This window comes from Streptomyces sp. SKN60 (assembly GCF_026236535.1).
In the GTDB taxonomy this organism is placed as follows: domain Bacteria; phylum Actinomycetota; class Actinomycetes; order Streptomycetales; family Streptomycetaceae; genus Streptomyces.
Genome location: NZ_JAHTMW010000003.1, coordinates 70,463 through 94,974 on the forward strand (window position 1 = coordinate 70,463; position 24,512 = coordinate 94,974).

17 protein-coding genes are annotated in these 24,512 nt (G+C 74.7%); 3 read left to right on the plus strand and 14 right to left on the minus strand.

All coding sequences use genetic code 11. The annotated features are described in order from the left end of the window. Nucleotides 1-822, plus strand: coding sequence for an ABC transporter ATP-binding protein (locus KV205_RS06290; protein WP_265862850.1), 822 nt, complete (start codon nucleotides 1-3; stop codon nucleotides 820-822). Nucleotides 823-836: 14 nt separating this feature from the next. On the opposite strand, the gene KV205_RS06295 is transcribed toward KV205_RS06290, so the two are convergent. The 11 genes from KV205_RS06295 to KV205_RS06345 form a co-directional block, all read right to left on the minus strand. Next, the gene (locus KV205_RS06295) at nucleotides 837-2,030 is read right to left on the minus strand and encodes an MFS transporter (RefSeq protein ID WP_265862852.1); all 1,194 of its coding nucleotides are present in this window, start codon (nucleotides 2,028-2,030) and stop codon (nucleotides 837-839) included. Between the two features lie 112 nt (nucleotides 2,031-2,142). Continuing rightward, nucleotides 2,143-2,928, minus strand: coding sequence for a hypothetical protein (locus KV205_RS06300; protein ID WP_265862853.1), 786 nt, complete (start codon nucleotides 2,926-2,928; stop codon nucleotides 2,143-2,145). Beyond that, nucleotides 2,925-7,718 carry a putative T7SS-secreted protein gene (locus KV205_RS06305; protein WP_265862855.1) on the minus strand — a complete coding sequence of 1,598 codons (4,794 nt, stop codon included), beginning with the start codon at nucleotides 7,716-7,718 and terminating at the stop codon, nucleotides 2,925-2,927. The genes KV205_RS06300 and KV205_RS06305 overlap by 4 nt, the downstream gene beginning before the upstream one ends. A 41-nt stretch (nucleotides 7,719-7,759) precedes the next feature. After that, entirely contained in the window at nucleotides 7,760-8,398 is a 639-nt protein-coding gene (locus KV205_RS06310; RefSeq protein WP_265862856.1) for a hypothetical protein, read from the minus strand. After that, on the minus strand, nucleotides 8,385-8,813 hold the full coding sequence (locus tag KV205_RS06315; RefSeq protein ID WP_265862857.1) for an SseB family protein: 429 nt from the start codon (nucleotides 8,811-8,813) through the stop codon (nucleotides 8,385-8,387). Before KV205_RS06315 ends, KV205_RS06310 begins: the two co-directional genes overlap by 14 nt. 145 nt (nucleotides 8,814-8,958) lie before the next feature. Then, a complete protein-coding gene (locus tag KV205_RS06320; protein ID WP_265862858.1) occupies nucleotides 8,959-13,749 on the minus strand; it encodes a NaeI family type II restriction endonuclease in 4,791 nt (1,596 codons plus the stop codon). Continuing rightward, nucleotides 13,742-14,698 carry a MoxR family ATPase gene (locus KV205_RS06325; protein WP_265862859.1) on the minus strand — a complete coding sequence of 319 codons (957 nt, stop codon included), beginning with the start codon at nucleotides 14,696-14,698 and terminating at the stop codon, nucleotides 13,742-13,744. Before KV205_RS06325 ends, KV205_RS06320 begins: the two co-directional genes overlap by 8 nt. Then, nucleotides 14,695-16,974, minus strand: coding sequence for a hypothetical protein (locus KV205_RS06330; RefSeq protein ID WP_265862860.1), 2,280 nt, complete (start codon nucleotides 16,972-16,974; stop codon nucleotides 14,695-14,697). Before KV205_RS06330 ends, KV205_RS06325 begins: the two co-directional genes overlap by 4 nt. Then, complete coding sequence (locus tag KV205_RS06335; RefSeq protein ID WP_265862863.1) at nucleotides 16,971-17,987, minus strand: alpha/beta hydrolase; 1,017 nt, start codon at nucleotides 17,985-17,987, stop codon at nucleotides 16,971-16,973. Before KV205_RS06335 ends, KV205_RS06330 begins: the two co-directional genes overlap by 4 nt. Beyond that, entirely contained in the window at nucleotides 17,984-19,450 is a 1,467-nt protein-coding gene (locus KV205_RS06340) for a glycosyltransferase (protein ID WP_265862864.1), read from the minus strand. Before KV205_RS06340 ends, KV205_RS06335 begins: the two co-directional genes overlap by 4 nt. Nucleotides 19,451-19,565: 115 nt before the next feature. Beyond that, a complete protein-coding gene (locus KV205_RS06345) occupies nucleotides 19,566-20,099 on the minus strand; it encodes a hypothetical protein (RefSeq protein WP_265862866.1) in 534 nt (177 codons plus the stop codon). Between the two features lie 82 nt (nucleotides 20,100-20,181). On the opposite strand from KV205_RS06345, the gene KV205_RS06350 reads away from it, so the two are divergent. Together KV205_RS06350 and KV205_RS06355 are read left to right on the plus strand one after the other, a co-directional pair. Beyond that, complete coding sequence (locus KV205_RS06350; RefSeq protein WP_265862867.1) at nucleotides 20,182-21,315, plus strand: winged helix DNA-binding domain-containing protein; 1,134 nt, start codon at nucleotides 20,182-20,184, stop codon at nucleotides 21,313-21,315. Nucleotides 21,316-21,497: 182 nt separating this feature from the next. Then, nucleotides 21,498-21,848 (plus strand): class I SAM-dependent methyltransferase, encoded by a 351-nt coding sequence (locus KV205_RS06355; RefSeq protein ID WP_265862869.1) that lies wholly within the window; start codon nucleotides 21,498-21,500, stop codon nucleotides 21,846-21,848. A 56-nt stretch (nucleotides 21,849-21,904) separates the two neighbouring features. Here KV205_RS06355 and opcA read toward each other — a convergent pair whose 3' ends face one another. From opcA to KV205_RS06370, 3 genes are all read right to left on the minus strand, one after another. Then, on the minus strand, nucleotides 21,905-22,816 hold the full coding sequence (opcA, locus tag KV205_RS06360; RefSeq protein ID WP_265862870.1) for a glucose-6-phosphate dehydrogenase assembly protein OpcA: 912 nt from the start codon (nucleotides 22,814-22,816) through the stop codon (nucleotides 21,905-21,907). 127 nt (nucleotides 22,817-22,943) lie between these two features. Then, complete coding sequence (locus KV205_RS06365; RefSeq protein WP_265862871.1) at nucleotides 22,944-23,864, minus strand: NADP-dependent oxidoreductase; 921 nt, start codon at nucleotides 23,862-23,864, stop codon at nucleotides 22,944-22,946. A 3-nt stretch (nucleotides 23,865-23,867) separates the two neighbouring features. Beyond that, complete coding sequence (locus tag KV205_RS06370; RefSeq protein WP_265862872.1) at nucleotides 23,868-24,482, minus strand: DoxX family protein; 615 nt, start codon at nucleotides 24,480-24,482, stop codon at nucleotides 23,868-23,870. Nucleotides 24,483-24,512: the final 30 nt, after the last annotated feature.

The window sequence follows — 24,512 nt, forward strand, 5'->3', positions numbered from 1 at the left end:
ATGACCTCACAGCTCACCGAAGCCACGTCCTCCGCCCTGACAGGGACCGGCCTGCGCCTCGGCTACGGGGACCGCGTCGTCGCCGAGGACCTCGACCTGAGCATCCCGGCGGGGAAGGTCACCGCGCTCGTCGGCCCCAACGCCTGCGGCAAGTCCACCGCCCTGCGCGCCCTCGCCCGCCTCCTGAAGCCGGCCGGCGGCACCGTCCACCTGGACGGCGAGGACATCGCGGGCCTGTCCGCCCGCGACTTCGCGCTGCGCCTCGCCCTGCTCCCCCAGACCCCCAGCGCGCCCGACGGCATCACCGTCCGCGACCTGGTGGCCCGCGGCCGCACCCCGCACCAGCGCTGGTGGCGCCAGTGGTCCTCCACCGACGAGGCCGCCGTCGACGCCGCCCTGGCGGCGACCGGGGTGGCGGAGCTGGCGACCCGCTCCATCGACGAACTCTCCGGCGGCCAGCGCCAGCGCGTCTGGATCGCCATGGCCCTCGCCCAGGACACCCCCGTCCTGCTCCTCGACGAGCCGACGACCTATCTCGACCTGGCCCACCAGGTCGACGTCCTCGAACTCGTCGCCGGACTCAACCGCGCCGACGGACGGACGGTCGTGATGGTCCTCCACGAACTGAACCTCGCTTGCCGCTACGCGGACCACCTCATCGCCATGCGCGAAGGGCAGGTCATCGCCGCCGGCACTCCCTCCGACGTCGTCACCCCGAGCCTCGTCCAGGACGTCTTCGGCCTGCGCGCGGCCGTCATCGACTGCCCCGTGGCCGGTACCCCGCTCGTCATCCCGGAGGGAGGCCACCGAGCGGCGCGGTGACCGCCGTTCGGTCCTCACCTCCTCGGGGCGGCGATCCGCAGCGCGGCAAGCAGCACCACGGCGAGGACCTGTACGGCGACGACCACGGTGATCAGCACGGGGATCGAGTAGCCGTACAGCCCGCCGACCAGCGCGCCGCCGGCCAGGCTCGCGACACCGAGCACACCGGCGAACAGCCCGTACGCCGTCGCCCGCCGACCGCTCGGCACCAGGTCCGCGACGACCGCGCGCAGCGTGGACTCCTGGATGCCCATGGCCGCGCCCCACACCAGCGACCCGGCCACCGCGACGGCGACCGTGTCGGTGAACCCCAGCGTCACGACGCCCGCGGTCAGCACCGGCAGGGCGATCAGGACGCGGGCGCCGTGGCGGTCGTACAGCCACCCGGTGGCCAGCGCCGCGACGGCGTCCACCGCCATCGCCGCCGCGTACAGCACCGGCACCCACGCGGCGGACAGGAGCCGGCGTTCGACCAGGTGGAAGGAGAGGACACCGAAGGTGGCGAGGCCGGTCGTGGTGGCGGCGGTGAAGGCGGCGTACGTCCAGAACGCCCTCGGCAGCCTCCCGCCCTGCGGCTCCGGTGGGTCGGCTGCCGTCGCCTCACGCTCGTAGGCTTCCGGATCCGGCACCCGGGCCCGCAGCCAGAACAGGAGTCCGAGGACCGCGAGGCCGGGTACGGCGAGCACGCCGAGCGCGGGTGCGTAGTCGCCGCCGGTCAGCGCCAGCATGCCGGCCACGATCAGCGGGCCGACCAGGGCGCCGACCTGGTCCATCGCCTCGTGCACGGCGAAGCCCCGGCCTCGCCCCGTCGCCGCCGTGGCGTGGGAGAGCAGGGTGTCCTTCGCCGGAGAGCGGACGGCCTTGCCGACCCGCTCGGCGATCACCAGGGCACACGCCACCCACAGAGTTCCGGTCACGCCAAGGAGGGGTACCGACACGACCGTCAGGGCATAGCCGGCGATCGCCAGCCCCCAGAATCGGCGGGTGCGGTCGGCCAGCGGGCCGGACACCAGCCGCAGCCCCAGCGCCGCCGCCTCACCGGCACCCGTGACCACACCGACGACCAGCGCGGACGCCCCCAACGAGGCGAGCAGCGGCCCGGTGACGGACCGGGCGCCCTCGTACACGAAGTCCGCGAGCAGGCTCACCGTCCCGAACCACAGCACGAACCGCCACGGCCGCATGCCCGCCGGTCTGCTCACGTCCACCTCGCCCCGCACCTGCGACGTCCGTCGTCGGCAGCCTGCCACAACGTGCCGGTGGGGACGGTGATCCGCGGTCGACACTGCTTGCCAACAGCGCTGTGTCGCGTACGCAAGGTCACTGCGGCTCGTCGTGCCAGTCTCCGTAGTCCTCCACCGTGTTCGAGATCAGCTCCAGGAGGGCGTCGGCCCGGGAGCGGTCCTCGGTCTGGGCGCGCAGGGCCTCGTCGGCGGCTCGGAGGCGGGCGAGGGCGGCCGGGTCGCTGTCGGTGATGGCGTCGAAGAGGGGCTGGGTGATCAGGTCGACGCAGTCGCTGTAGAGGCGGCGGGTGGATTCGGCCGGCGGGGCCGGGTCGGGGGCGGCGTAGCCGGTGGTCAGGTGGCGGGCGGGGTCGGTCAGGGTCCAGCCGACGACGGTGCCGTCCTTGAGGAGGAGCGTCAGGTCGGGGGCGATGCCGATCCGGGCGTCCAGCGGGGTGTCCAGGACGTCGAGGTCCCGCAGGCAGATCAGTTCGGCGTCTCCGGGGGTGCGGCACAGGGCCGTGCACATCTCCAGATGGCAGTCCTCGGCCTCGTCCGCGCGCAGTCCGCCGGGGCGGATCTCGGGCAGGACGGGGAGCCGCGTGGTGGTCTCCGCGTCCGCCGAGGTGTACGGGAGTTGGAGCTCCACCGCGACCAGGTCCCGGCTGTCCTGGTCGAAGCGGAGGATGTCGGGGGTGTCCCAGAGGAAGTGCATGCTGCCGAACGTGGCCGAGAAGAAGAACCGCTCGCGTTCCTCCCGGTCCGTGTAAGGGCCGACGACCACGGAGTCGATCCCCAGGCGCGGGGTGGGAGACAGCGGGGTGTCCGTCACCGTCGCGGTCCAGCCGTCGTTCAGGGTCACGTGCATCTGGTGCCTCGTCATTTGATCTGTACCGCCGGGGGCATGTTGCCGTTCTTGCCGGGAATCCTGCCCTCCACGATGTCCTCGTGGGTGATGGGCCGGCCGACGTCGGTGGCCTTGGCGCCGTTGCCGACGGCCGTCGCGCCGGATTCGCCGAGGACGCCGGAGGGTCCGTAGGCCGTGATGGCCTGGCCGGCCTGCGAGCCGACGCCCTTGGTGACGACGACGTCCTCGCCCTGCCGGAAGATCAGGTTTCCGGAGCCGCCCGTCGACTGGTACACGGCGTCCGGCTTCTTGAGGATCTCCAGGACCCGTTCGTCGGTGAAGCCGTGCATGGTGTCGCCGTGGTAGTCCGGGTGCTTGCGGAGCTTGCCGTCCTCGGCCCGTTCGATGACGCCGTCGGCGGCCTTGATCGCCCGCTTCTTGGCCTTCTCCTCCTTGCAGTCGGGCGCCAGGCCCAGCGGGTCGCAGCCCGCGTACGGGTTGTCGACGTAGCCGACGGGGTTGGGGGCCGGGGCGAGGCCGAGGGGGTCCGGGGAGGCGTAGCGGGCGGTCTCGGGGTCGTAGTGGCGGAAGAGGTTGTAGTGGAGGCCGGTCTCGGGGTCGTAGTACTGGCCGGGGAAGCGCAGCGGGGTGTAGGCGCCGCTGTCGCGGGACCAGGCGGTGGTGCCCCAGAGGGTGCTGCGGGTGTGCCAGGCGACGGTGCCGGTCTCGTCGACGAGTTCGGTGGGGGTGCCCACCAGGTCGGTGGCGATGGCGAAGAAGCGGCGGTCGATCTCGTCCTGCCGCTCGTCGGCGGTGAGGATGCGTTCGGTCTGGGCGAGCGGGACGACGTCCCGGTGGTCCCAGGTCAGCGCGACGGTGTGGGGGCTGTCGGGCCGGTGGGTGGTCTGTTCGCAGAGGGTGAGGCCGTCCCAGGTGAAGCGGACCTCCTCGACGACCGTGTCGGTGCCGGTGCCGGTGCCGGTGTCGCCGCCGGTGGCGAGGCGCTGCTTGGCGGTGCGACGGCCCAGCGGGTCGTAGCGGTAGCGCCAGCGAGTGCCGTCGGGGGTGGTGACGGCGGTGAGGCGGTTCTCGGTGTCCCAGGTGTAGCGCCAGGTGTCGGGCTTGCGGGAGAGGCGGGTCTTCTGGCGCAGGGTGATCCGGCCGAGGGCGTCGTGCTCGAAGCGGACCCCGCCGGCCCGGGTCACGGAGGTGCCGGAGTAGGCGCGCGGGCCGGTCGCCTCGTGGCCGGGGTGGGTTTCCGGCCAGTCGGCGGCCGTCTGGTTGCCGGCCTCGTCGTACGCGTACCGCTCGGTCCAGCCCGCGGCGTGCACGGCGGTGATCCGGCCGAGCGGGTCGAGGTCGAAGCGGCGGTTGCCCGACAGGCCGTCGGTGATGCCGACCAGCCGTCCGTCGGCGCGGTAGGCGTAGGCGCGGCTGTTGACGGCGCGGGGGCCCGCGGTGATGTGCTGGGCGGCGAGGCGGCCGTGCTCGTCCCAGGCGGAGGCCAGGGTGAGGCTGCCGTCGAAGACCCGGGCCAGTTCCCGTCCGTCGGCGTCGTGGGCGAAGGCGACCGACCGGCCGCCGGTGGTGAGGCGCTGCGGGAGCCCGTCCTCGTCGAAGGCGTACGAGGTGACGTGGCCGGTCGGGGTGGTGCGGCGGATGCGGCGGCCCAGGTCGTCGTAGGCGTAGACGACGGGGCGGCCGTCGACGAGTTCGGTCTTGACCCGGCCGGCGCGGTCGTACTGGTAGCGCAGCTCGGTGTCCGGGCCGGCCGCTTCGAGGAGACGTCCGGCCCGGTCGTACGCGTATGTGGTCGTCCGGCCGTCGACGTCCTTGCGCAGCACCCGGCCGAGCGGGTCGCGGGTGAAGGCGATGGTGCCGCCGAGCGCGTCGACGCGCTCGGCGAGGCGGCCGGCGGCGTCGGTCCGGTAGGTGAGGGTGCGGCCGTCGAAGTCGGTCTCGGACTGCACGTTGCCGACCGCGTCGTATGAGTAACTCCAGGTCAGCCCCTGGGGGTTGGTGACCTGCGTGAGTCGCATGTCGCGGTCGTGCTCGAAGGTGTGGCGGGTGCCGTCCGGGCGAGTGGTGGCGACCGGGAGGTCCATGGGGCCGTACTCGTAGCGGGTGACGGCGCCCAACGGGTCGGTCTCGGTGAGGCAGTTGCCCTCGCCGTCGTAGCTCCAGGTCCGGGTGGCGCCGCCGGGGTCGGTGCGCCGGGCGAGCTGTCCGTCGGCGGTCCACGCCAGCTCGGTGACACCGCCCGCCGGGTCGGTGACGCGCGACTGGCGTCCCAGGGCGTCCCGTTCGGTGCGGGTGGTCGCGCCGGTCGGTTCGGTCACGGCCACGACCCGGCCGGCCGCGTCGCAGACCACTCGGGTGGTGCGGCCGAGGGCGTCGGTGACGGAGGTGAGCCGGCCGGCCTCGTCGTAGGCGGAGCGGGTGGTGTTGCCGGTCGGGTCGGTGACGGCCGTACGGTTGCCGCGCTCGTCGTACGCGTAGGTCGTCCGGGCCCCGTCGGCGGCGACGACCTCGACGGGCAGCCCGAACGGGCCGCGTACGAAGCGCAGTTCGGCCCCGTCGGCGCGCACCGCGGAGACGAGCCGGCCCTCGTCGTCGTAACCGAAGGCGGTGGTGGCGCCCAGCGGGTCGGTCCGGGAGAGGACGTTGCCGTCGGGGTCGTGGCGGTAGCGGGTGGTGTGGCCGAGGGCGTCGACGGTGGCGAGGATCTCGCAGCCGGGGCCGACGAGATGCCGGGTGACGGCGCCGCCCGCGGTGGTCAGGGTGGTGGTGCGGTGGCCGGTGGCGGCGTCGGGCTCGGTGTACGCGAGGGTGAGCTGGACGTGTCCGGCGGCGCCGCCCTCGGCGACGACGCGGTCCCGGTCGTCGTAGACGTAGTCGTAGCGGTGCCCGTTGGAGTCGGTCCAGGCGATGACCCGGCGGCGTTCGTCGTACTGGAAGGCGGTGGCGGCGCCGGACGGGCGGGTGACGGTGGTCAGTTCGCCGTCCTCGTAGCCGTACGCCATGAGGGGCAGGTCCGTGCCACCCGGGCCCGCACCGGCGAGCGCGAGTGCGGTGATCCGGCCGTCGGCGGTGGTGACGGTCACGCGGTGGCCGGCGGAGTGGGCGAGGGCCAGGGGCAGACCGTCGTCGGCGCGGTCGACGGTGACGGTGTGGCCGTTGCGCTCGGTGAGGCCGGACAGCCAGGCGGTGCCGTCGCCGCCGGGTTCGGCGCCCGCCGGGGCGGCGAAGCGGCGCACGAGGCCGGTGTCGGGGTCGGCGAGCGTGTAGTCGCCGTCGGCCTCGCGGGCGAGGACGCGGCGGATCCGGCCCCGGCCGGGGTGGGTCGGGACGCCCGGGACGGGGTGCGGATACGAGACGAGCAGGCCGTCGGCGGTGACGTGCAGGACGCCGACGGCGTCGATCTCCAGGCGTTCGTCGACCGTGGACGACCAGGCGGCGCCGAGGAAGCGGCCGGTCGCCGTGCCGGACTCGGTGCGCCGGGAGAACACCAGCGGCAGGATGCCGGGGATCTCCACATCGGTCTGCGGCAGGAACATGCGGCCGGTGGCGAGGTCGACCGGGTCGGTGCCGTCGGTGCAGCGATCGTCGTCGGGGCGCTTGTGGGTGCCGTCGGGGGCGTCGTCGACGAGCTTGCGCAGGCGGGCGGCGTCGGCCGCGTCCTCGGCGAGCCGGATGCCCTTCACGGCCGCGCCGCCGCCTCCGGTGGCGGCGGTCAGCGCCAGGTCGGGGATCAGCCGGCCGAAGCCCTCGGCCGGGTCCTTCATGAAGTCCTTGACCATCTGCGTGCCGGTGCCGACCGGGTCGTTCGCGGCGACGACGAGACCGGCGGCGAGGCTGTTCAGGGACATCGCGTACTCGGCGGGATGGGTGAGGTTGTACGGGTCCATCGGGTTGACCGAGCGGACGAAGTTCACGATGCCCGCGGTGCCCTTGATGATGCCGCCGCCGACATGGTCGCCCATGATCTGCAGCTCTTCGGCCCCGTCGCGCAGCTGCTCGGAGTACGAGGGCTTCTCCGGCGCCATGTCACGCGCCGCCCGGACCGCCGAACGGGCGGTCTCGGCGGCCGAGTTCCGCTGCTTGCGGGCTTCGGCGAGGATGTCCTGCGCGTCCTTCATCAGCTTCTTGCCCGGGTCGTCGAAGGTCTCGCCGGGCTTGGGCGGGAGGGTGGACCGGTCCTGCTTGTCGGCGGGCGTGTTGTTGAACCGCTCGACGGCGTTGTTGTAGTCCTCGACCTTCTTCTTGTGCGCGTTCGCCGCGTCCTCCGAAGCCTTGGTGCCCTCCTTCCACTTGTCGATCGCGGTCTGGGCCTGGCCCTGCGCCCAGGTCACGGTGTCCGCGAACGACTCCACCGCGCCGGCGGCCTTCTCGCACGCGTCGGAGGCGGTGAACCACTTCGGCGGCTGGGTGCCGACGGCGGTGCGCAGCGCGTCGGCCGTCGCGCCCTTCATCTCCCCCGCGTCCAGGCCCTTCAGACCGCCGCCGGCGTCGTCGAAGGCCTTCTGGAAGGCCCGCAGCCTGGTCGCCGTCGCGTTGATCTTGTCGGCGCTGCCGTAGATCAGTTTCGTCTTGTCGTCGGTCTGCCCGAGGTCCATCTCGTCGACCTCGGCGCCCAGCCGGTTGGCGACCGAGCGGGACTGCTCGCGCACCCAGTCCGCGCCGGACTCCCAGCCCACGTCCTCGAGCCGGTCGGCGGTCCAGTTGCCCGCGTCCTCGACCCGGTTGCCGACCCACTCGACGCCGTCCTCGACCGCGTCCTCGACCACGTCCGGGGTGATGTCGCTGATGAAGTCCCCGATGCCCACCGTCAATTACCCCCGATGACGTCCTACTGGTCCCACTGGCCCTACTGCTCCTGCTGCTTGGCGCGTTCCTCCGGCGAGGGGCCGAAGGTGTCGTCGAGCGCCTGGTTCCACTCGTTCTCGTCCACGCCGAGCAGCTCGTTGAGGATGCGCGAGCGCTGCCCGCCCTGGCCCTCGGTGAGCACCGTGCGCCCGGTGTCCTTCCAGGTCTGCGCCATCTCGTCGCCGGCCTTCTGGAAGGACTCGGCGCTGTAGTCCGGGTTCAGATAGTCCGGGGTGAAGATGTCGCCCCAGCCCTGCTGGGCGATCTCCTCCTCGCTCGCGTGCGGATTGCCGCCCATGAGCGAGTTGGCGCCCACCTTGAGCGTGCCCGCGATGTACTGGTCGTGCTCCCACTGCGTGCCCGCCGCCAGGCCCAGCCGGTTCGCCAGCTGGCTCGCGTCGCGCACCAGGGCGCGCACGCCCCACTCCCAGCGCTCGCAGAAGTCCTCGAAGTCCACGGACAGGCCGTGGTGGCCGGCCTCCATGCCGGTCATCGACAGCTCGGAGAAGCCCTTGCCCATGACCGAGCCGGTCGCGCCGCCCAGGTCGCCGAGCTCGTCGATCGTCGTGCCCACGCCCTTGGTGAACTTCGCGACCGACGCCTTGTCGAGGTGGAGATCCGCTCCGTCACCGCCGCTCATCGCCGTGCTCCTCCCCTGTCCCCTCGGCGGTGTCCACCGCCACCTCGTCCGGGACGATGCCGGTGACCGGCGGGAAGAACATCGACCCGTCCTCGGTCGCGATGTCCACGGCCAGTCCGGCCGGCTCGCCCAGGGCCGGCACGACCTCGTCCACGATGCGCGCGCCCAGCAGCGCCGCGTAGTCCATCGGCTCGTCGCCGCGCCCGTGGTGGAGGGCGAACCGGGCGAGCGCCGCCTCGTCGGTGAATCCGCAAATCCACCGCACACCGCCCGCCCGCACCGACCAGAGTCCTCCGTCGGCCACCGGCACGAGCAGCACCGAGCGGCGCATCTCGCCGACCAGCGCGCGGGGGTCGTCGCCGCCCCTTCTGCGCTCCGCGATGCGCTCCGCGAGCGCGGCTCCGGTCCGCTCCACGGTTCCTCCCTGGTCCTCCGGTCGCCCTGCGATGGCCTGATTGCACCGTAGAGCAGGACGCGCGGCAAGGGCGCGCGGTTCTGGTGAAGATTTGCCCGAGGAACGTTTGCGCAGGTGAGGTGCCTCACGCGGGGTACTGCCGGGGTCAGCGCAGCCGGAGGCCGGGGAAGCCCGGTGGCAGGGAAGCGAGGATGTCCCCGTCCTGGGCGACGACCCATGACACACCGTCGACGACGACCGCGGGCCGGCCCTCGTGGGCGGGGAGACGACGGGTGAGGGGTGCGCTGAGGTAGCTGCCGGGCGGCGGTACGGGGAGCTTCAGGGCCTCGGCCATGGCCCGGCCGCGCGGGTTTCCGGCGAGCAGCAGCACGCCCACGTCGCGCAACGCCCGCCCGGCGAGGCGCACGACACGCTCCAGGGAGCGGTCTCTGTCCCGGTCGCGCTCCTGGTCGGCGACGAGGGGGCGGAGCGCGGTACCGGGGACGGTACGGAAACGGACCCGGCCGAACAGCTCGGCGACCCGGGCCACGTCGTCGGACGGCCGGAGGATCGCCTCGCGGATCCGCTCGGGCAGGGAGAGCAGGACGTTCTCGGGGAAGGACGCGTCGCGGTGCAGCCACAGGGTGGTACCCGGGTTCACCCGCCCGTCGCGGGCCCGGACGAGCCCGGCCGACCAGCGGGCGCGCGCGTCTTCCGCGTACACGAGGAGGTACGGCGTGCCGTCCTCGCTCAGGGCCGGCAGCGCCTCGGCGACGCGTGGCGGCGCGTACGTCCGCACCCGCACGCCGAGCCGTACCGTTTCCTGCGGCCGCTCCCACAGCAGCCCGCCCGGTCCGCCGGCCCGGAACGGGAACACCCCCCGGTCGAGGGCCCGCGCCAACTCCCCCGCCACCCGCTCGCGTTCGGCGTCCGTCAGCAGCTCCGGATCGAATCTGCCCGTGGTGCGCGGATCGAGCACGGTGTCGAGGGCGTCCCTGACAAGCCCGGCCAGCATCGAGCCGTCCCGGTCGAGCTCGTTGAACACCCGGGCCAGTTCCATGAGTTGGGCGTCGTAGGCGGAGAGGTCCACGCGCGGGATCAGGATCACGCACACCACGTCGCCGGACGAGCTGCGCACCTCGCGCGGGCTGTAGGCCCCCGCCAGCGATCCGTCACCGGCCGCCTCCTCGCCGGACAGCGTCTCGTACGCCTCCGGGGAGACGCACAGCACCACGTCGTCCGGGTAGTTGGCGCGGACCCGCCCGAACTCGGCCGAGCGCAGCATCGTACGGGTGTACTCGACGCCCACGTCGTCCCCCGGGTCGCCGAGCACCGGCCCCTTGTGGACCGCGAGGCGCACGGCGGCGCGGTCGAGCCGGAGCGGCAGGCGCTCGACGAGGGCGAGGAGGAGGCGGGCGACGGGTGTGGCGCCGTCGACGAGCAGGACGAGGTCGTCGTCGAGGGTGTAGGCCTGGGCGCCGAGCGGACCGAGGAAGGAGAGGTCGGCGAGCAGGGCGCGGACGGCGGGGGCGAGCAGGCGGGTGGGGGTGGCGGCCCGCAGGGCGATCACGATCGGCTCGCGCGGCGGGGCGCTTGCCTCATGGCGCAGGCGGAGGGCGGCCTCTCGGGTCGCCGCGTCGTCGGGCCCTTCGACAGCGTCGAGCAGCACGAGCGCGCGGTCGACCGCCGCCTCGACCTCGGCGGGGCGCCCGAGGCGCAGTTGGGTGTCGGCGATCCGGACGAGGACCTGGGCCTCCTCGGCACGGTGTCCGCGGTCCTGCAGCCGACTGATCAACTTCCACTGGACGGCGAGGCGTTCGTGGTCCTCGCCCGTCAGGGCCAGGGCATGTTCGAGGCAGCGGAGGGCGTCGAGGAGCTCCGAGGAGGTGGTCCGCTCGAAGCGGGCAAATGCGGCCCGGGCCTTGGTCGGCGCGTCCTGGGCCCGGTTCGGCCTGATGGCGAGGGCGAGTTGGGCCTGGAGGAGTGCGGTGTGGCCGTAGGTCTCGGCGTCGGCCCGGAGCACGGTGGAACTGACCTGGTGCAGCGTCTCCCATGCCTCCTCGTGCTGTCCGACCCGGTCCAGGGAGCTCGCCAGGGCGAGCAGGGCGCGCGCGGTGGCCGGGCCTGGGCGGTTGCCGTCGACATGACGCAGGGCGGCATGGGCGAAGCGGACGCGGTACACGGGCGTGGAGCCCACGTCCTGGAGCAGGAGCAGCGTGTCGGCGTCGACCGCCGGGAACGCGAGGGCGTTGGACACCCAGACCGCGGGGTGGGGGGCGGCCAGGGGCTCGATGCCGAGGAGTTCCGGGAGGATGCTGTCAGGGTGGTGTTCGCGATAGAACCCCGCGGCGGCACGGCGGTGGAACTCACGGATGCGGGCCCGCGACAACTCGCGCCGTTCTTCGTATCCCGATTGCCGGGCGATTTCCTCGTGCACGAGGGAGGAAAAGGCGTAGCGTCCCCGCCGGGCGGGTTCGAGCAGTCCCTCGGCCACGAGCTCGTCGAGGTGCCGGGTGATGCGGTCGGGACCGATGTTCAGGGCGGCGGCGGCCTCCTCGGTGGTGAACTCGTCCGCCGTGATCCCCGCGAGGCGCACCAGGACGCGGCCGCTGACCGAGTCGTCGAGCGTGTTGCGGACGGCGGTCTCGGGGTCGACCGCTGTGCCGTCGGCCATGGCGTCGGCGACCAGATGGCGGGCGCGCAGGACGACGTTGCGGTCGGAGGAGTCGAGTGCCGCACGCAGCACGCGGAGACTGAAGGGCCACCAGTCGCCCTCCACGGGCCCCGCCGCCAGCAGCCGGCCCGCGTACTCGCCCGTCAGCGGCGGCAGTTCCACCACGAACCGGTCGGACCACCCGGCGGTCGGCAGCCCGCGCGAGGTCACCAGGACGGCGCAGCCCTCCGGCAGTTCGGTCGCGAGCATGCCGAGGAAGTGATCGTCGCCGACGTCGTCCAGGACCAGGAGGATTCGGCGGCCGCGCAGCAGATCGAGGACGGCGTCCACGCTCTCTCTGACCGTCGCGAAGGAGCCCTCCCTCGCATCACCGCCCAGGTCGGCGAGCAGCCCGAGGAGCGCTGCCAGTGGGTCCACGGGGCGGCGGCCGGAGGCCCGTAGCGACACGAAGTGCACGCCGTCGGGGAAGTCGGCGGCCACGCGGTGGGCCACGGCGAGGGCGAGCCCGGTCCGTCCGGCGCCGGGGACCCTCTCTTGCGCGGTGATCCACACGATGCGGCGTCGGCCGTCGGTGAAGACATCCCTGGCGAGCCGCTCCAAGAGCACTCCGTGCCCCACGTACGGCTCCGGCGCAGGCGGCAGATCCACCACGGCCGCACCAGCAGCGCTCACCTCCGGCTCCGCCAACCCCAGCAACTCCAGCGTCCGCCGCGACGCCCGGGCGAACGCGGCCCGTTCCGCCGCGAGCGACCGCGCGCCCTCGCCGCCGCCCCGGGCGACGGACGGCAGCCGGGTGCGGCCGGTCCCGCGGTCGGCGAGGTGCTGGTCGAGGGCCTGGTGGAGGGCCCAGACCTCGTGGGCCGGGAGGTGTTCGCGCAGGACGGCCTGGGCGTCGGGTGGGAGGACGAGTTCGACGAGGTCGCCGCCCTCGTCGACGACGTCGAAGACGCCGCTGGTGACGACCTCGGCCACGTCCGCGAGCGCCGCGTCCGGCACCAGTCGGGCGCGCACGAGGTGCAGCAGGCGCAGGCTGAACCGGTCGAACGAGGAACAGAGGACGGCGAGTCGGGCGGCGCGCGGGGAGGCGGTGCGGAGGAAGCGGCGGGTGCGTTCGGCGGGCGGGAGCGGGGTCGCCGGGGGCCGGGCGGGGCCGAGGGCGGTGGGGCGGCCGGTCGGGGGGACGAGGACGGCGGTGCAGCCGTCCGGGTCGGCGCGCATGAGGGTGTGGGACCAGCGGCCGAGGGAGTGCGGGGTGAGGGAGAGGACGGGGACGGGCAGCCACTCGCCCGCGCCCTCGCCGTCGTCGGCGCCGCCGGGCGCGAGGGCGAGGGCGGGTGGTTCGACGGGGACGCGGCTGCGGTGGCTGCCGGGGGCGGCGGGGGTGAAGCGGGTGGTGGGGAGGTTGAGGCCGCCGCGTCGCCAGAGTTTGGTGGGGAGCGGGTTGAGCAGGGCGGTGGGATGGGCCCCGGCCCAGTCCCGCAGGAGGTGCCAGACCTCGGGGCGGCGCCAGGCCTCGGCCATGCAGTCGGAGACGACCATGACCACGCGCCGGCCGTCGGCGGCGCGCAGCGGGCCGGGGGCGCGAGGCGCGCCGCTCTCGTCGAAGGTGAGGTCGGTGACCTGGAGGGTGCGGAAGGCGCCGAGGCGGTCGAGGACGGCGGTGAACTCGGCGACGGTCTCGGTCCAGACCCGCATGCCGGGCGAGCGGTCGACGACGAGGACGAGGTCGAACCAGCGCTCGGGCGCGGCCTTCAGGACCGGGATCAGTTCGCCGCTGCGGGCGTAGCCGTCGACGGTGGCGTCGATGTCGAGGGCGCTGCCGCGGCCTTCGGGCCAGCGCCGCTTCCAGGGGCGCAGGGAGCGGGTGAGTTCCAGGGCGCGGGGCAGGCCGCCGGAGTGGGGTGCGGCGACGGCCTGGCCGTGGACGGCGGTGGCGCTGCCGGGGAGCCGCTCGTGCAAGGGGCGGGCGGTGGTCCCGTCGGGCCGGGCGTCGTCGGGGGCGGTACGGGGCGACGGGGTGGTGCCGCCGGGACGGCCGTGGGTGCGGTCGGGGTCGGTGGCGGGCGGTACGGGGCGCTGCCGCCCGGCCCGGCCCGTACCCCTGTCGCCGTCGCCGTCTTCGTCGTCGGTGGAGGGATCGCGTACGGGCCGGGGGCCGGCGCCCGCGTCCTCGGCGGCGGCCCGTTGGGCGGCCAGCCACAGCGCTTCCGCGAGCGCGGTGCCGTCCAGTTCGGGGGCGGCGGTGCGCAGGGCGGCGAGCAGCCGTGGCAGGGGATCAGGCATGGGAGAGCTCGCGCAGGATGAGGTCCTCGACGGCCTGGCGGCGGGCCTCGTCGGGGGCGGCGGTGCCGGCCAGGAGGTGGACGGCGTTGAGGAGTTGGTCGACGGCGAGGCTCTCGCCGGCGCCGAGCCGTTCCAGGAAGGCGCTGACGAGCCGGCCGGCCTCGGCGGTGCCGGCCTGCTCGGTGCCCATGTGGGCCTCGACGATGCGCAGCAGGGTCTCGGGGGTGGGCAGGGGCATGGTGTAGCGGACGCAGCGGCGCAGGAAGGCGGCGGGGAAGTCGCGTTCGCCGTTGCTGGTCATGACGATGAAGGGGAACTCGGTGCACTGGACCCGGCCGCGCCGGACCTCGTGGTGGGTGTCGCCCTGCCACTCGCGCACGGCGACGACGTCGGTGCCGTAGCGGGCGAGTTCGGGGATCTCGAACTCGCCGCGCTCCAGGACGTCGAGGAGGTCGCTGGGCAGGTCGAGGTCGCTCTTGTCGATCTCGTCGATGAGGAGGGCGCGGGGGCGTTCGGCGGGGAGCAGGGCGGTGCCGAGAGGGCCCATGCGCAGGAAGGGGGCGATGTCGTCGCCGCCGGAGGTCGCGCCGTCGGGGGCCTGGAGGCGCTGGGCGTGGATGCGGCCGAGGGCGTCGTAGCGGTAGAGGGCGTCGGTCAGGGCGCTGCGGGAGGTGATGTGCCAGCGCAGCACGGTGCCGAGGTCGAGCTCGGCGGCGACCTGTTCGATGACGGTGGACTTGCCGGAGCCGGCGGGTCCGGTGACGAGCAGCGGGCGGCGCAGCGCCAGCGCGGCGTTGACGGCCTCGACGAGACCGGCCGGCGGCACGAACTGCCGGTGCAGGGAGCGGCGCGGGAACTCGCGCCAGGGCGGGGCGGGCGGCAGGGCGACCCGGTCCTCGGCGCGGGCGGGCGGGGTGCCGTGGCCCGCGTAGAAGGGCTGCCAGGTCATGCGTGTTCCTCCCGGTCGGTCGGGTGCCGCGGCCCCGGCGGGGCCGCCGCGGTCCGACCCCAGTCGCGATCGTCGTGCGGGGCGTGCGGGGCGTACGTGTCGTGCGGGTCACTGCGGTAGGCGTACTGCTCGAACCAGTCGCAGAAGTCGAGCCATTCGGTGCCGTCCCAGACGGTGCGCAGACCGGCGAGGTGGTGCAGGCCGCCGGGTCCGTCGGGTGCGGGCGGCGGTGCTTCCGTCCCGTTCGTGCGGGCGCTCCACTTCGCGCGGTAGGCGTGGCTGAACGCGCCGGGCAGCTGGTGCCAGTGGGCGTCGACGGAGCGGCGTACGGCAGGGGGTGCCGGCGGCGCCTCGGGGTCCTCGTCGGGCCACAGGAGGATGGGCGAGGACGCGAGCAGGGTCTCCATCAGGCCGCTGAGCTGGGCGGGGCGGTGGGCGAGGGCGACGGCGCGGGTGGGCGGCGCGTCCATGAGGCGGGCGCGCAGGTCGGGGGCGCGGCGGGTGTCGCCCTCGCCGAGCCAGTCGACGCGGCGCCCGTCGGGGCTCTCGTCGAGGGTCTTGAGGATGCCGCGGGCGTGGTCGTTGATCCAGAACAGGTGGTCGGGTGGCTGGATCCGGTCGCTCCAGCGCAGGACGACGTCGTAGAGGGTGCCGAGGCGGCGGCCGATCTCGGCCTCCTCGGGGCGCCAGGTGGCGAGCAGCGGGGCGGGGGCGGCGATCTCGACGCGGCGCAGCGGCGCTTCGAGGAGCTTGGCCTGCCGGGTGGCCCAGCGCAGGGCTCGGAAGAGGGCGCGTTCGGTGCCGGTGCGGTCCTGGGCGGCGCAGGGGAACTCCTCGCGGTGGCGGACGGTGCCGCCGTCGAGGAGCCACGTCTCCAGGGTTTCCGGCCATTCGTCGCCGATGGCGGAGTGGAGGCTGACGACGAGCCGGAGGCGCAGCTCGGCGGTGGTGTCGGCGAGCCGGGCGAAGGCGTCGTTGAGGTCGATGACGGCGCTGGTGTCCTTGGCCCAGGCGCGCAGGGCCGCGTCCTGCGGGTCGACGCCGGTGTCGCGGGCGAGCCCGGCGAGGAACGCGGCGAGGGGTGCGGTGCGGCTCCGGCCGGCGCGCGGGGCGCGCAGCAGGAGGTGCTCGACGGCGTCGCGGAGCAGTTCGGTGCCGGTGGAGTCCGGCAGCGGCTCGGCGGGCCCGGGCCCGGCGCCGTCGCCGGGGCCGGGGCCGGTCCTGACGGCGGCGAGGGTACGGCGCAGGAGCGCGGTGGTGAGGTCGCTGCCGGGCCAGGCCTCCAGGAGGGCGAGGGTGCGGCCGGCGTTCCGCAGGGCGTCGAGGACGCCGGTGGCCCATTGGCGTGCGGCCCCGGGAAGTTCCGGGAGCCGGTCCCGCAGGGCCGCGAGGTCGCGCGGGTGGCGCACCGTGTCGACCAGGTCGACGGGAGCGCCGCACCCCTCCCCCGTATCGCCGCCGACGTCCGGCTTCAACGGCCCCAACGCGAGGGCGAGTTCGGCGCGGGCGAGCGGGCCGAGCAGGGAGCCGCCGTGGCCTGCGTGACGGGCGTGGACGGCATGGCGGGCGTTGCGGGCGAGCCACAGCCGGGTGGTGACGAGCTCCGCGCCGTCGTAGCCGGTCCACTGGGCCCGCTGGCCGAGCGCGCCGCCGTCCTTGCGGACGGCGAGCACGACGTCCTCGGCGGTCAGGATCTCCCCGGCCTCGGCGATCCCCTCCCTCAGCACCTTGACGACGGTGCTGCTGAAACGCAGCCCGTACGCCTCCTCGTCGGCGCCGGCGGCCATGAGGAGGGAGAGGCGGGTGTCGCCGCGGCGGATGCCGCCGACGAGGGAGTCCAGGTCGGGCACGGCGTTGCCGGCGTGACAGGTGTCGACGAGGGCGACGAGTCCGTCGAGTCCGGTGGTGTCGAGGAGGTCGCCGAGCAGCGAGCCGACGTCGACGGCGCTCAGCGGGTCCTCGTCGCGTGAGTCCTCGGCCATGTAGTGGAGCCGGGTGCCGGCGGCCATGCCGTGGCCGAGGAGGGCGAGGACGAGGACGGCGCCCGCCTCGGCGGCGGCGCGCCCCGCCCGCCGTACCTCCTTCTCGACGGTCTCGCGGGTGAGCCCGGGGCCGTACAGCAGGGTCGTCCCGTGCTCCGGGGTCTCGGCGCAGGCGCCCGCCCACGGGCTGACGAGGGTGTCGTGCAGGGAGCGGGCGGCCGTCTCAAGGCCGTCGAGCAGGCCGAGGCCGGGGCACTGGGCCCCGATCACCAGCACATGGCGCGGTCCGGTCATCGCTCCGCGAGCGTCGTGAGCGCCTCGACGAGCGGGCCGGCGACGGCGGGCTGTGCCAGGTACTTGGCGGCGGGGTGCACCCAGGCGCCGTCGGAGTCGACCCGGTGGCTGGTGGGGGCGACGGCGGCGGCGTTCGGCTTGACGAAGTCCTCCAGGCGGGGGCGGGCGGCGACGAGGTCGTCGCGGTCCCAGAAGTTGAGCCAGCGGCCGACGTTGTCGGGGGTGCCGAGGTGCGGGCGGACCCGCGGGCCGACGGCGGTGCGGATGCCGAGCGGTGAGCCGAGGGTGAGGAACAGCGGTACGTCCACGGGGTGTTCGCCCGGAGCCTGCTGGTCCAGGGCCTGTTCGTGCAGGGTCTCCAGGGCGACGACGGTGCCGAGGGAGTGGGCGACGACGACGTTCGGGCCGTGCGGGTCGAGGCAGTCGGCGACGCGGGCGCGGATCCGCTGGTCGAGGGTGGTGGTGCCATCGGACTCGGCGCGGTTGAGGTAGCGGGCGACCTGGCCGAGCATGCCCGCGGTGGCGCGGGCGCTGAGCCAGCCGCCGAGGGCGCGCAGTCCGGGGACGGCGAGCAGGCTGGTGACGGCGTTGACGACGCGCCGGGCGGGCGCCCCGGCGCCCTGGGCTCCGGCGGGCGGGGCGAGCCGGGTGCGGGCGGCGCGCAGCGCGGCGGTCTCGGCGGGGGCGAGCGCGGCCGGCTCGGCGAGGCGTTCGTCGACGGCTTCGAGGAGCAGGGCGGCGAGCAGCTCGTCGTCCGGGGAGTCCGCCGGACCGGCGGCCGGCGCGGGGGCGGGGGCTGGGGCGCCGCCGCCCTGCGCTCCGGCGGTACGGAACAGGTCGCCGTAGTACGCGAACCGGGCGTCCGCCGCCCAGCCGCCGGTGAGGCCCGAGACCTGCGCGGAGTGGCCGGCGGCGCGGGCGCCCGCGGCGACCGCGCGCAGCCATTCGTCCAGCTCGGCGGCGGCGTCGCGGGGCCCGCCGATGCCGTGGACGAAGACCAGGCGAGGCTTCATTGCTCCCCCGTTCGACATGGTGTTCCGGGTGATCCTGTCCGGTGCGGCGGGCGGGAGCAAGCCGCCCGGGGGCCGACCGTACGATCTCGGCCAACTCCCCCGGGCAGCTTGGCCGGAAGGGTCCGGCCGCGGGGTCCTCGGCTCCGGTCGGGGGCGCTGACCAGCTCGTCGATGAGGGCGAGGGCGTCGTGGGCCGCGTACTCCTTGGCGAGGGCGGTGGCCCGCTCCCGGTAGGTCGGCGTGTCGAGGACGGTGTCGACGGCCTCGCGCAGGACGGGGTCGGAGGGGTCGGCGGTGCGCAGGTTGACGCCGGTGCCGGTCCATTCGACGCGGGCGGCGACCTCCGGCTTGTCCTCGGTGTCGCCGGCGACGACCAGCGGGACGCCGTGGGCGAGGGCGGCCTGGGTGCCGCCGTAGCCGCCGTTGGTTACCAACAGGTCGGCGAGCGGGAGGAGTTCGGCGAAGGGGACGAAGCCGGCGACGATCGCGTTGCCGGGCACGGGTGCGGGCGCGAGAGCGGCGGCGCACTGCTCGGCCGCGTCGGGGCGGCCGGTGGCGGCCACGACGAGGACGTCCGGGCGGTCGGCGAGGGCGCGCACGGTGGGGACGACGAGCCGGTTCAACTCGGTGTTGGCGAGGGTGCCCTGGGTGGTGACGACGATCCGCCTGCCCGCCGCGCGGGCCCGTTCGAGCTCGGGCCACCAGGCGGGCCGGCGCTGCCCGTCGGCAGCGGGGATCGGGATCGCGCCGACGAAGCGGACGCCGGCGGGCTGGTCGCTGCGCGGATACTCGAAGCCGGGCACGGTCAGCTGCAGGAAGACGTCGGCCGAGTCGGTCAGCGTCCGCCCGAGCGGCCCCTCGGGCAGCGGCGCCCCGGCCGCGTCGAAGCAGGCCCGCAGATGGGTGAGGAGCGGGGCGCGCTGCTCGGCCATGCGGGCGGCGACGGCCGCGTACTCGGCGCGCTGGGCGTCGTCGACGGGCGGCAGCAGTCCGAGCACGTGGGGCGCGGTGTCCCGGCTCTCCACGCCGAGCGGGGAGATGCCGACGCTGTACGTGGTGGGGCGGCGGTCCGGCGCGTCTGCCAGGGAGAGCGCGACGCCGCCGAAGAAGAGGTTGTCGTAGAGGACGGCGGTGGCCGGGAAGTCGGCCAGGATCTCTTGCAGGGCACGGTGCTGATGGGGTGTCGGGTCGCCGAAGACGTGCATGACGTCCCACATGGTCTGCGCCGGGCCGGCGGGCACGTGGGCCCGCTCGGGGAATCGGGCGGAGAAGTCCCGGTCGTCGTAGTCGGCTTCCTCCGGCAGGGCGCGGAACTCCGGTCCGGCGGCCCGCACTTGCTCGGCGAAGCGGGCGCCGCCGAGGAAGACCACCTCGTGTCCGGCGGCGGCGAGGTGGCTCGCGATGCGGAGCAGCGGGCCGTGGTGCCCGGAGACGGGTGTGGCGGCGACGAGAACCTTGGTCATGGTGGCGGATCCCCCTGGGTGTGGTGCGCGTGCGACGGGATGACGCGCGGAGCGAGCGTACGAACTGCGGAAACATGGTGGCGAAGGGTTGGCGGGACGCGGCGCGTCGGCCAGGTCAGGTGCGGGTACGGGCAGGAGTGGGGGACTTCCAGCGCCGGCCCCTGGAAGCGGCGCGTTCGGCGAGCAGCCGGCGGTAGTGGGCGGCGCGTTCTCCGTCGACGTCGAGGCACTCGAACACCTCGGCGACGGTCTCGGCGACGGGTGGACGCCCCGTGAGCCCGATCCGTACGAGCGGCCAGAGCCCTTCGGTGACGGCGGTCCGGACCTGCTCGATGATCTCCGCCGGGGCGAATTCGGCCGTGGCGATTCTCCACAAGGCGTACACGAGCCTGTCCCTCGCGAGGGCCGACGGCTCGCCGGAGAGCGCGGCCATGACGACACCGACGGCCGGCGGGGTGCACGCGAACACGTCGCCGTCCCATACTACGTGCCCGTCGATGGAGTACCCCCGCAGCTCCTGCTCCGTCTCGGCCGTCAGTATCGTCTCGAAGAGCAGCGGGATGTGCTCGGCGTTGTCGCCGCAGCCGCAGCCCAGCGCCGCCCAGTCGTGCCGGGCCAGCTCCTCCTTGACGAACTCGTCGAGCTCCATTCCGTACCCCCCCGCCTCGTGCCTGTGCCGACCTCGCCACTCTTTCATCCGGCCGGGCGGCGCACCGGGGAGAATGGGCGTCGTGAAGATCACCGCGCGGGAACTCAACCGGTCCACCCTGCATCGCCAACTGCTCCTGGAACGCGCCCGGTTGGATGTGGCGGAGGGGGTGCGGCGGGTGGTGGCACTGCAGGCGCAGCTGCCGGGGTCGCCGTATGTGGCCTTGTGGAACCGGCTCGTGGGGTTCGATCCGGCGGAGCTCGACGCGGCGTTCGCGGAGCGTGCGGTGGTGAAGGCGACCCTGATGCGGATCACGCTGCACGCGGTGCACGCCGAGGACTATCCGGTCTTCCGGGAGGCGCTGCAGCCGACGCTGTACGCCGCCAAGCTGGGCAGCCGGACGGGGTTGCCGCCGGCGGAGGTGCGGGCGCTGGTGCCGGGGCTTGTCGAGTTCGCGAGCGTGCCGCGGGGCAGCGCGGAGATGAAGGCCTGGGTGGAGGAGCGGGTCGGGGCGGCGGCACGGGACGGGGCGTGGTGGGGGCTGAAGGGGTACGCGCCGCTGCATCACCATCCGACCGGCGGCCCCTGGTCGTTCAACGACCGGCCCTCGTACGTGGCGGCCGGGAGCGGTCCGCTGCCGGAGGGCCCGGAGGGGGCGCCGGAGGCGCTGCGCCGGCTGGTCGTGCGCTATCTGGAGGGCTTCGGTCCGGCGTCGGTGGCGGACGTGGCGCAGTTCGGCATGGTCAAGCGGGCGCCGGTGCGGCGGGCGCTCGGCGAGCTGGGTGATGCGGTGGAGCGGCTCGAAGGTCCCGCCGGGGAGGAGTTGTTCGACCTGGTGGGGGCGGTGCGGCCGGACGGGGCGACGCCGGCGCCGGCGCGGCTGCTCGGGATGTGGGACAGCGTGCTCCTGGCGTACGCGGACCGGAGCCGGCTGGTGCCGCCGGAGCTGCGGCGGACGGTGATCCGGGTGAACGGCGACGTGCTGCCGACGCTGCTGGTCGACGGGCGGGTGGCGGGGGTGTGGCGGCCGGCCGAGGGCGGGATCGAGGCGACGGCCTTCGAGGAGCTGCCCGCGCGGGCGTGGGAGGAGCTGGCCGAGGAGGCGCGGTCGCTGCGCGCGCTGCTCGCCGGGCGCGATCCGGAGCTGTACGCGCGGCGGTACGGCCACTGGTGGGCGAAGCTGCCGGCCGGGCGGGTGCGGCTGCTCCCGGGGTAGCCACCGCGGCGCGGGGGGGCGTGGGGGCCGCGGGTCATGCGATGCTCAGGTGCGTCACAGCATCTCCGTGCGCGCCACGACCTGACGCGGCGCGAGGGGATCCTGCGCGGGATGGCGACGCTGCCGGTCAGTTTCACGCCGGTGCCGACGGTGGCGGCGGAGGCGGCGACGGGTGGGCGGGCGTGAACGGTGCGGCCCCGGCCGGGGCTCCGGCGGGGGGCGGGACGGCCGCCTTCGACGCCATCGCGCCGACGTACGACGCCTCGCGCGGCGGCACCGCCCGGGCGGCGGGCTTCGCCGGACAGCTGGCCCCGCTGCTCGACCCGGCCGCGCCGGTGCTCGACATCGGGGTGGGCCCGGGGATCGTGGCGGCCGAACTGGCCACGCGCGGCCACCGGGTGTACGGCGTCGACCTGTCCCCCGGCATGCCCCTGGTCACCGACGCCTGCACCCGCCTCCGGGCCCTGCCGGAACCCTGGCGTCCCCGGGTCCGGGAGATGGCCGACTTCGTGATGGTCTTCCGCAAGGCGTGACGCCAGGAGGGCCCGGGCCCCGCGCGCGGCGTACGTGCGCGGGCCCGGCCCGGCGGTCACTCGCCGTGGCGGAGGGCCGAGGCGTAGGCCTCGTCGGGGTCCAGGCGGCGGAGTTCCTCGGCGATGAGTTCGGCGGTGGTGCGGACCTTGAGGGCCATGACGCGGTCGGGCTGGCCGGGGATCGCGAGGTGGGCGACCGGGCCGTCGGGGCGGTCGATGACGATCTCGCCGTCGGGGGTGCCCAGGCGGACGGCGGTGACCACGGGGCCGTCGGTGACGACGCGCTCGACCGGGACGTTCAGGCGGTCGCCGAACCAGCGGGCGAGGAGTTCGGCGCTGGGGTTCTCCGCCTCGCTCTCCACGGCGGCCGAGGTCACCGTCGTACGGGCCTGGTCGAGGGCGGCGGCGAGGAGGGAACGCCAGGGGGTGAGCCGGGTCCAGGCGAGGTCGGTGTCGCCCGGGGCGTACGAGGCGGCGCGGGCGGCGAGCGCGGCCAGCGGGTCCTCGACGGCGTAGGTGTCGGTGATGCGGCGCTGCGCGAGGACGCCGAGCGGGTCGCGGGAGGGGACCTCGGGGGCGTCGACCGGCCACCAGACGACGACCGGCGCGTCCGGCAGGAGCAGGGGCAGGACGACGGAGTCGGCGCGTCGGGCGACCTCGCCGTGCATCCGGAGGAGCACCGTCTCGCCGGCCCCGGCGTCGGTGCCGACGCGGATCTCGGCGTCGAGCCGGGGCTCGTTGCGCGTGCGCGGGCCGCGGGTGCGCCGCTTGATGACGGCCAGGGTGCGCGAGGGGTGTTCGCGGGAGGCCTCGTTGGCGGCCTTCACGGAGTCGTAGGCGTGTTCCTCGTCGGTGACGATGACGAGGGTGAGGACCATGCCGACGGCCGGGGTGCCGACGGCGCGCCGGGCCTCCAGGATCGCCTTGTTGATGCTGCTGGCGTTGGTGTCCGTGAGATCGATCTTCATGACCGCCACCGGTCCCTTCCGTCACGTGCCCGCATGCGCGGTTCTCCCCCTGCTCTCTCCCCGTAGCACCGGACCGGCTCCGGATCTTCCCGGGAGACGGGCCTCGGAGTCCATGTCCATGGCGTCCTCAGACCGTCAGGACCAGTTTGCCCCGGGTGTGGCCCTCGCTGCTGAGCCGCCAGGCCTCCGCGGCCTCGCGCAGGGGCAGTTCCTTCTCCACGAAGACGGTGAGCCGGCCCTCGTCGGCGAGGTCGGCCAGGGTGGCGAGTCCGGCGCCGTCGGGCCGTACCCAGACGTAGTGTCCGCCGAGTTCGGCGGCCCGGTGGTCGGTGATGGAGGCGAGCCGGGCGGGGTCGCGCAGGAGTGCGGCGGAGACGTCGACGGACTCGCCGCCGACGAAGTCGAGGGCGGCGTCGATGCCGTCGGGGGCCGCCTCGCGGACCCGGTCGGCGAGTCCGGGGCCGTACGCGACGGGTTCGGCGCCCAGGTCGAGCAGGAAGCGGTGGTTGGCGGGGCTCGCGGTGCCGATGACGCGGGCGCCGCGGGCGGTCAGGATCTGCACGGCGAGCGAGCCCACTCCGCCGGCGGCGGCGTGTACGAGGACGGTGTCGCCGGCGGCGCAGCCGACCCGGTCGGCGGCCTGGAGGGCGGTGAGGCCGGCGAGCGGCAGACCGCCGGCCTGGGCCCAGCTCAGGGCGCGGGGCTTGCGGGCGAGCATGCGGACGGGGACGGCGACCTGTTCGGCGTAGGCGCCGTGCTCGGCGCTGTCCTTGCGGATGTAGCCGATGACCTCGTCGCCGGGGGCGAACTCCGTGGCGTCGAGCCCGTTGCGCGCGACGACTCCGGCGACGTCCCAGCCGGGGATCATCGGGAAGTGGCCGACCATGATCGGGTCGAGGCCGCCGGCGGCGAGTTTCCAGTCGACCGGGTTGACGCCGGCGGCGCGGACCTGGACCAGGACCTCGCCGGGGGCGACCTTGGGGTCGGGCAGCTCCATCAGGGTGAGCGCGTCGACGCCGCCGTACTCGGGCATGGCCATGGCCTTCATGGGTCAGTTCTCCGTCTCGCGGGCGGTGCCGTGCTCGGGTTCGGGTTCCTCGGCCGCCGAGCCCGCGGCGGCCGGAGCGGCCTCACCGGACGCGGCCTCGTCCGGCACGGGGGCGGCGAGGGCGTCGGCCCGGCGGTTGACGACGGCCGCGGCGGCGATCGCGGTGCCGAGGAAGGCGGTGACGACCACCCACGGGCGGTCCAGGACGTGGCCGGTGGCGTGGTCGAGGGAGAGCCGGCCGGCGCCGGTGACGCCGAGGGCGGCCGCGGTGAAGCCGAGGAAGGCGGGGTACTCGTACCCGCCGCCCATGGCGAAGAAGCCGGCCGGGTAGTGCACGGCGACGGCACCGGCCATGGCGCCCGCCGCGGCGGCGCCGGCCGCCGGGGTGGCCAGGCCGAGGGCGAGCATGAGGCCGCCGCCGGCCTCGCCGAGCCCGGCGGCGACGGCGCTCTCCCGGCCGGGATGGAAGCCCATCGCCTCCATGGCCTTGGTGGTGCCCTCGATCCCGCCGCCGCCGAACCAGCCGAGCAGCTTCTGGGTGCCGTGCGCGGCGAGGACGGCACCGGTGCCGACCCGCAGCACGAGCAGCCCGAGGTCGCGTCGGTTGAAAGCGGTCATGTCGTCTCCCGGTGGGACACGGGTGCGGCG

What these genes read in the sequence shown, in the direction of transcription:
- KV205_RS06290 (WP_265862850.1), top strand. Translation starts at nt 1, where the DNA reads ATGACCTCACAGCTCACCGAAGCCACGTCCTCCGCCCTGACAGGGACC.
- KV205_RS06300 (WP_265862853.1), bottom strand. Translation starts at nt 2,928, where the DNA reads ATGACGAGGCACCAGATGCACGTGACCCTGAACGACGGCTGGACCGCG.
- KV205_RS06310 (WP_265862856.1), bottom strand. Translation starts at nt 8,398, where the DNA reads ATGAGCGGCGGTGACGGAGCGGATCTCCACCTCGACAAGGCGTCGGTC.
- KV205_RS06320 (WP_265862858.1), bottom strand. Translation starts at nt 13,749, where the DNA reads ATGCCTGATCCCCTGCCACGGCTGCTCGCCGCCCTGCGCACCGCCGCC.
- KV205_RS06325 (WP_265862859.1), bottom strand. Translation starts at nt 14,698, where the DNA reads ATGACCTGGCAGCCCTTCTACGCGGGCCACGGCACCCCGCCCGCCCGC.
- KV205_RS06330 (WP_265862860.1), bottom strand. Translation starts at nt 16,974, where the DNA reads ATGACCGGACCGCGCCATGTGCTGGTGATCGGGGCCCAGTGCCCCGGC.
- KV205_RS06335 (WP_265862863.1), bottom strand. Translation starts at nt 17,987, where the DNA reads ATGAAGCCTCGCCTGGTCTTCGTCCACGGCATCGGCGGGCCCCGCGAC.
- KV205_RS06340 (WP_265862864.1), bottom strand. Translation starts at nt 19,450, where the DNA reads ATGACCAAGGTTCTCGTCGCCGCCACACCCGTCTCCGGGCACCACGGC.
- KV205_RS06345 (WP_265862866.1), bottom strand. Translation starts at nt 20,099, where the DNA reads ATGGAGCTCGACGAGTTCGTCAAGGAGGAGCTGGCCCGGCACGACTGG.
- opcA (WP_265862870.1), bottom strand. Translation starts at nt 22,816, where the DNA reads ATGAAGATCGATCTCACGGACACCAACGCCAGCAGCATCAACAAGGCG.
- KV205_RS06365 (WP_265862871.1), bottom strand. Translation starts at nt 23,864, where the DNA reads ATGAAGGCCATGGCCATGCCCGAGTACGGCGGCGTCGACGCGCTCACC.
- KV205_RS06370 (WP_265862872.1), bottom strand. Translation starts at nt 24,482, where the DNA reads ATGACCGCTTTCAACCGACGCGACCTCGGGCTGCTCGTGCTGCGGGTC.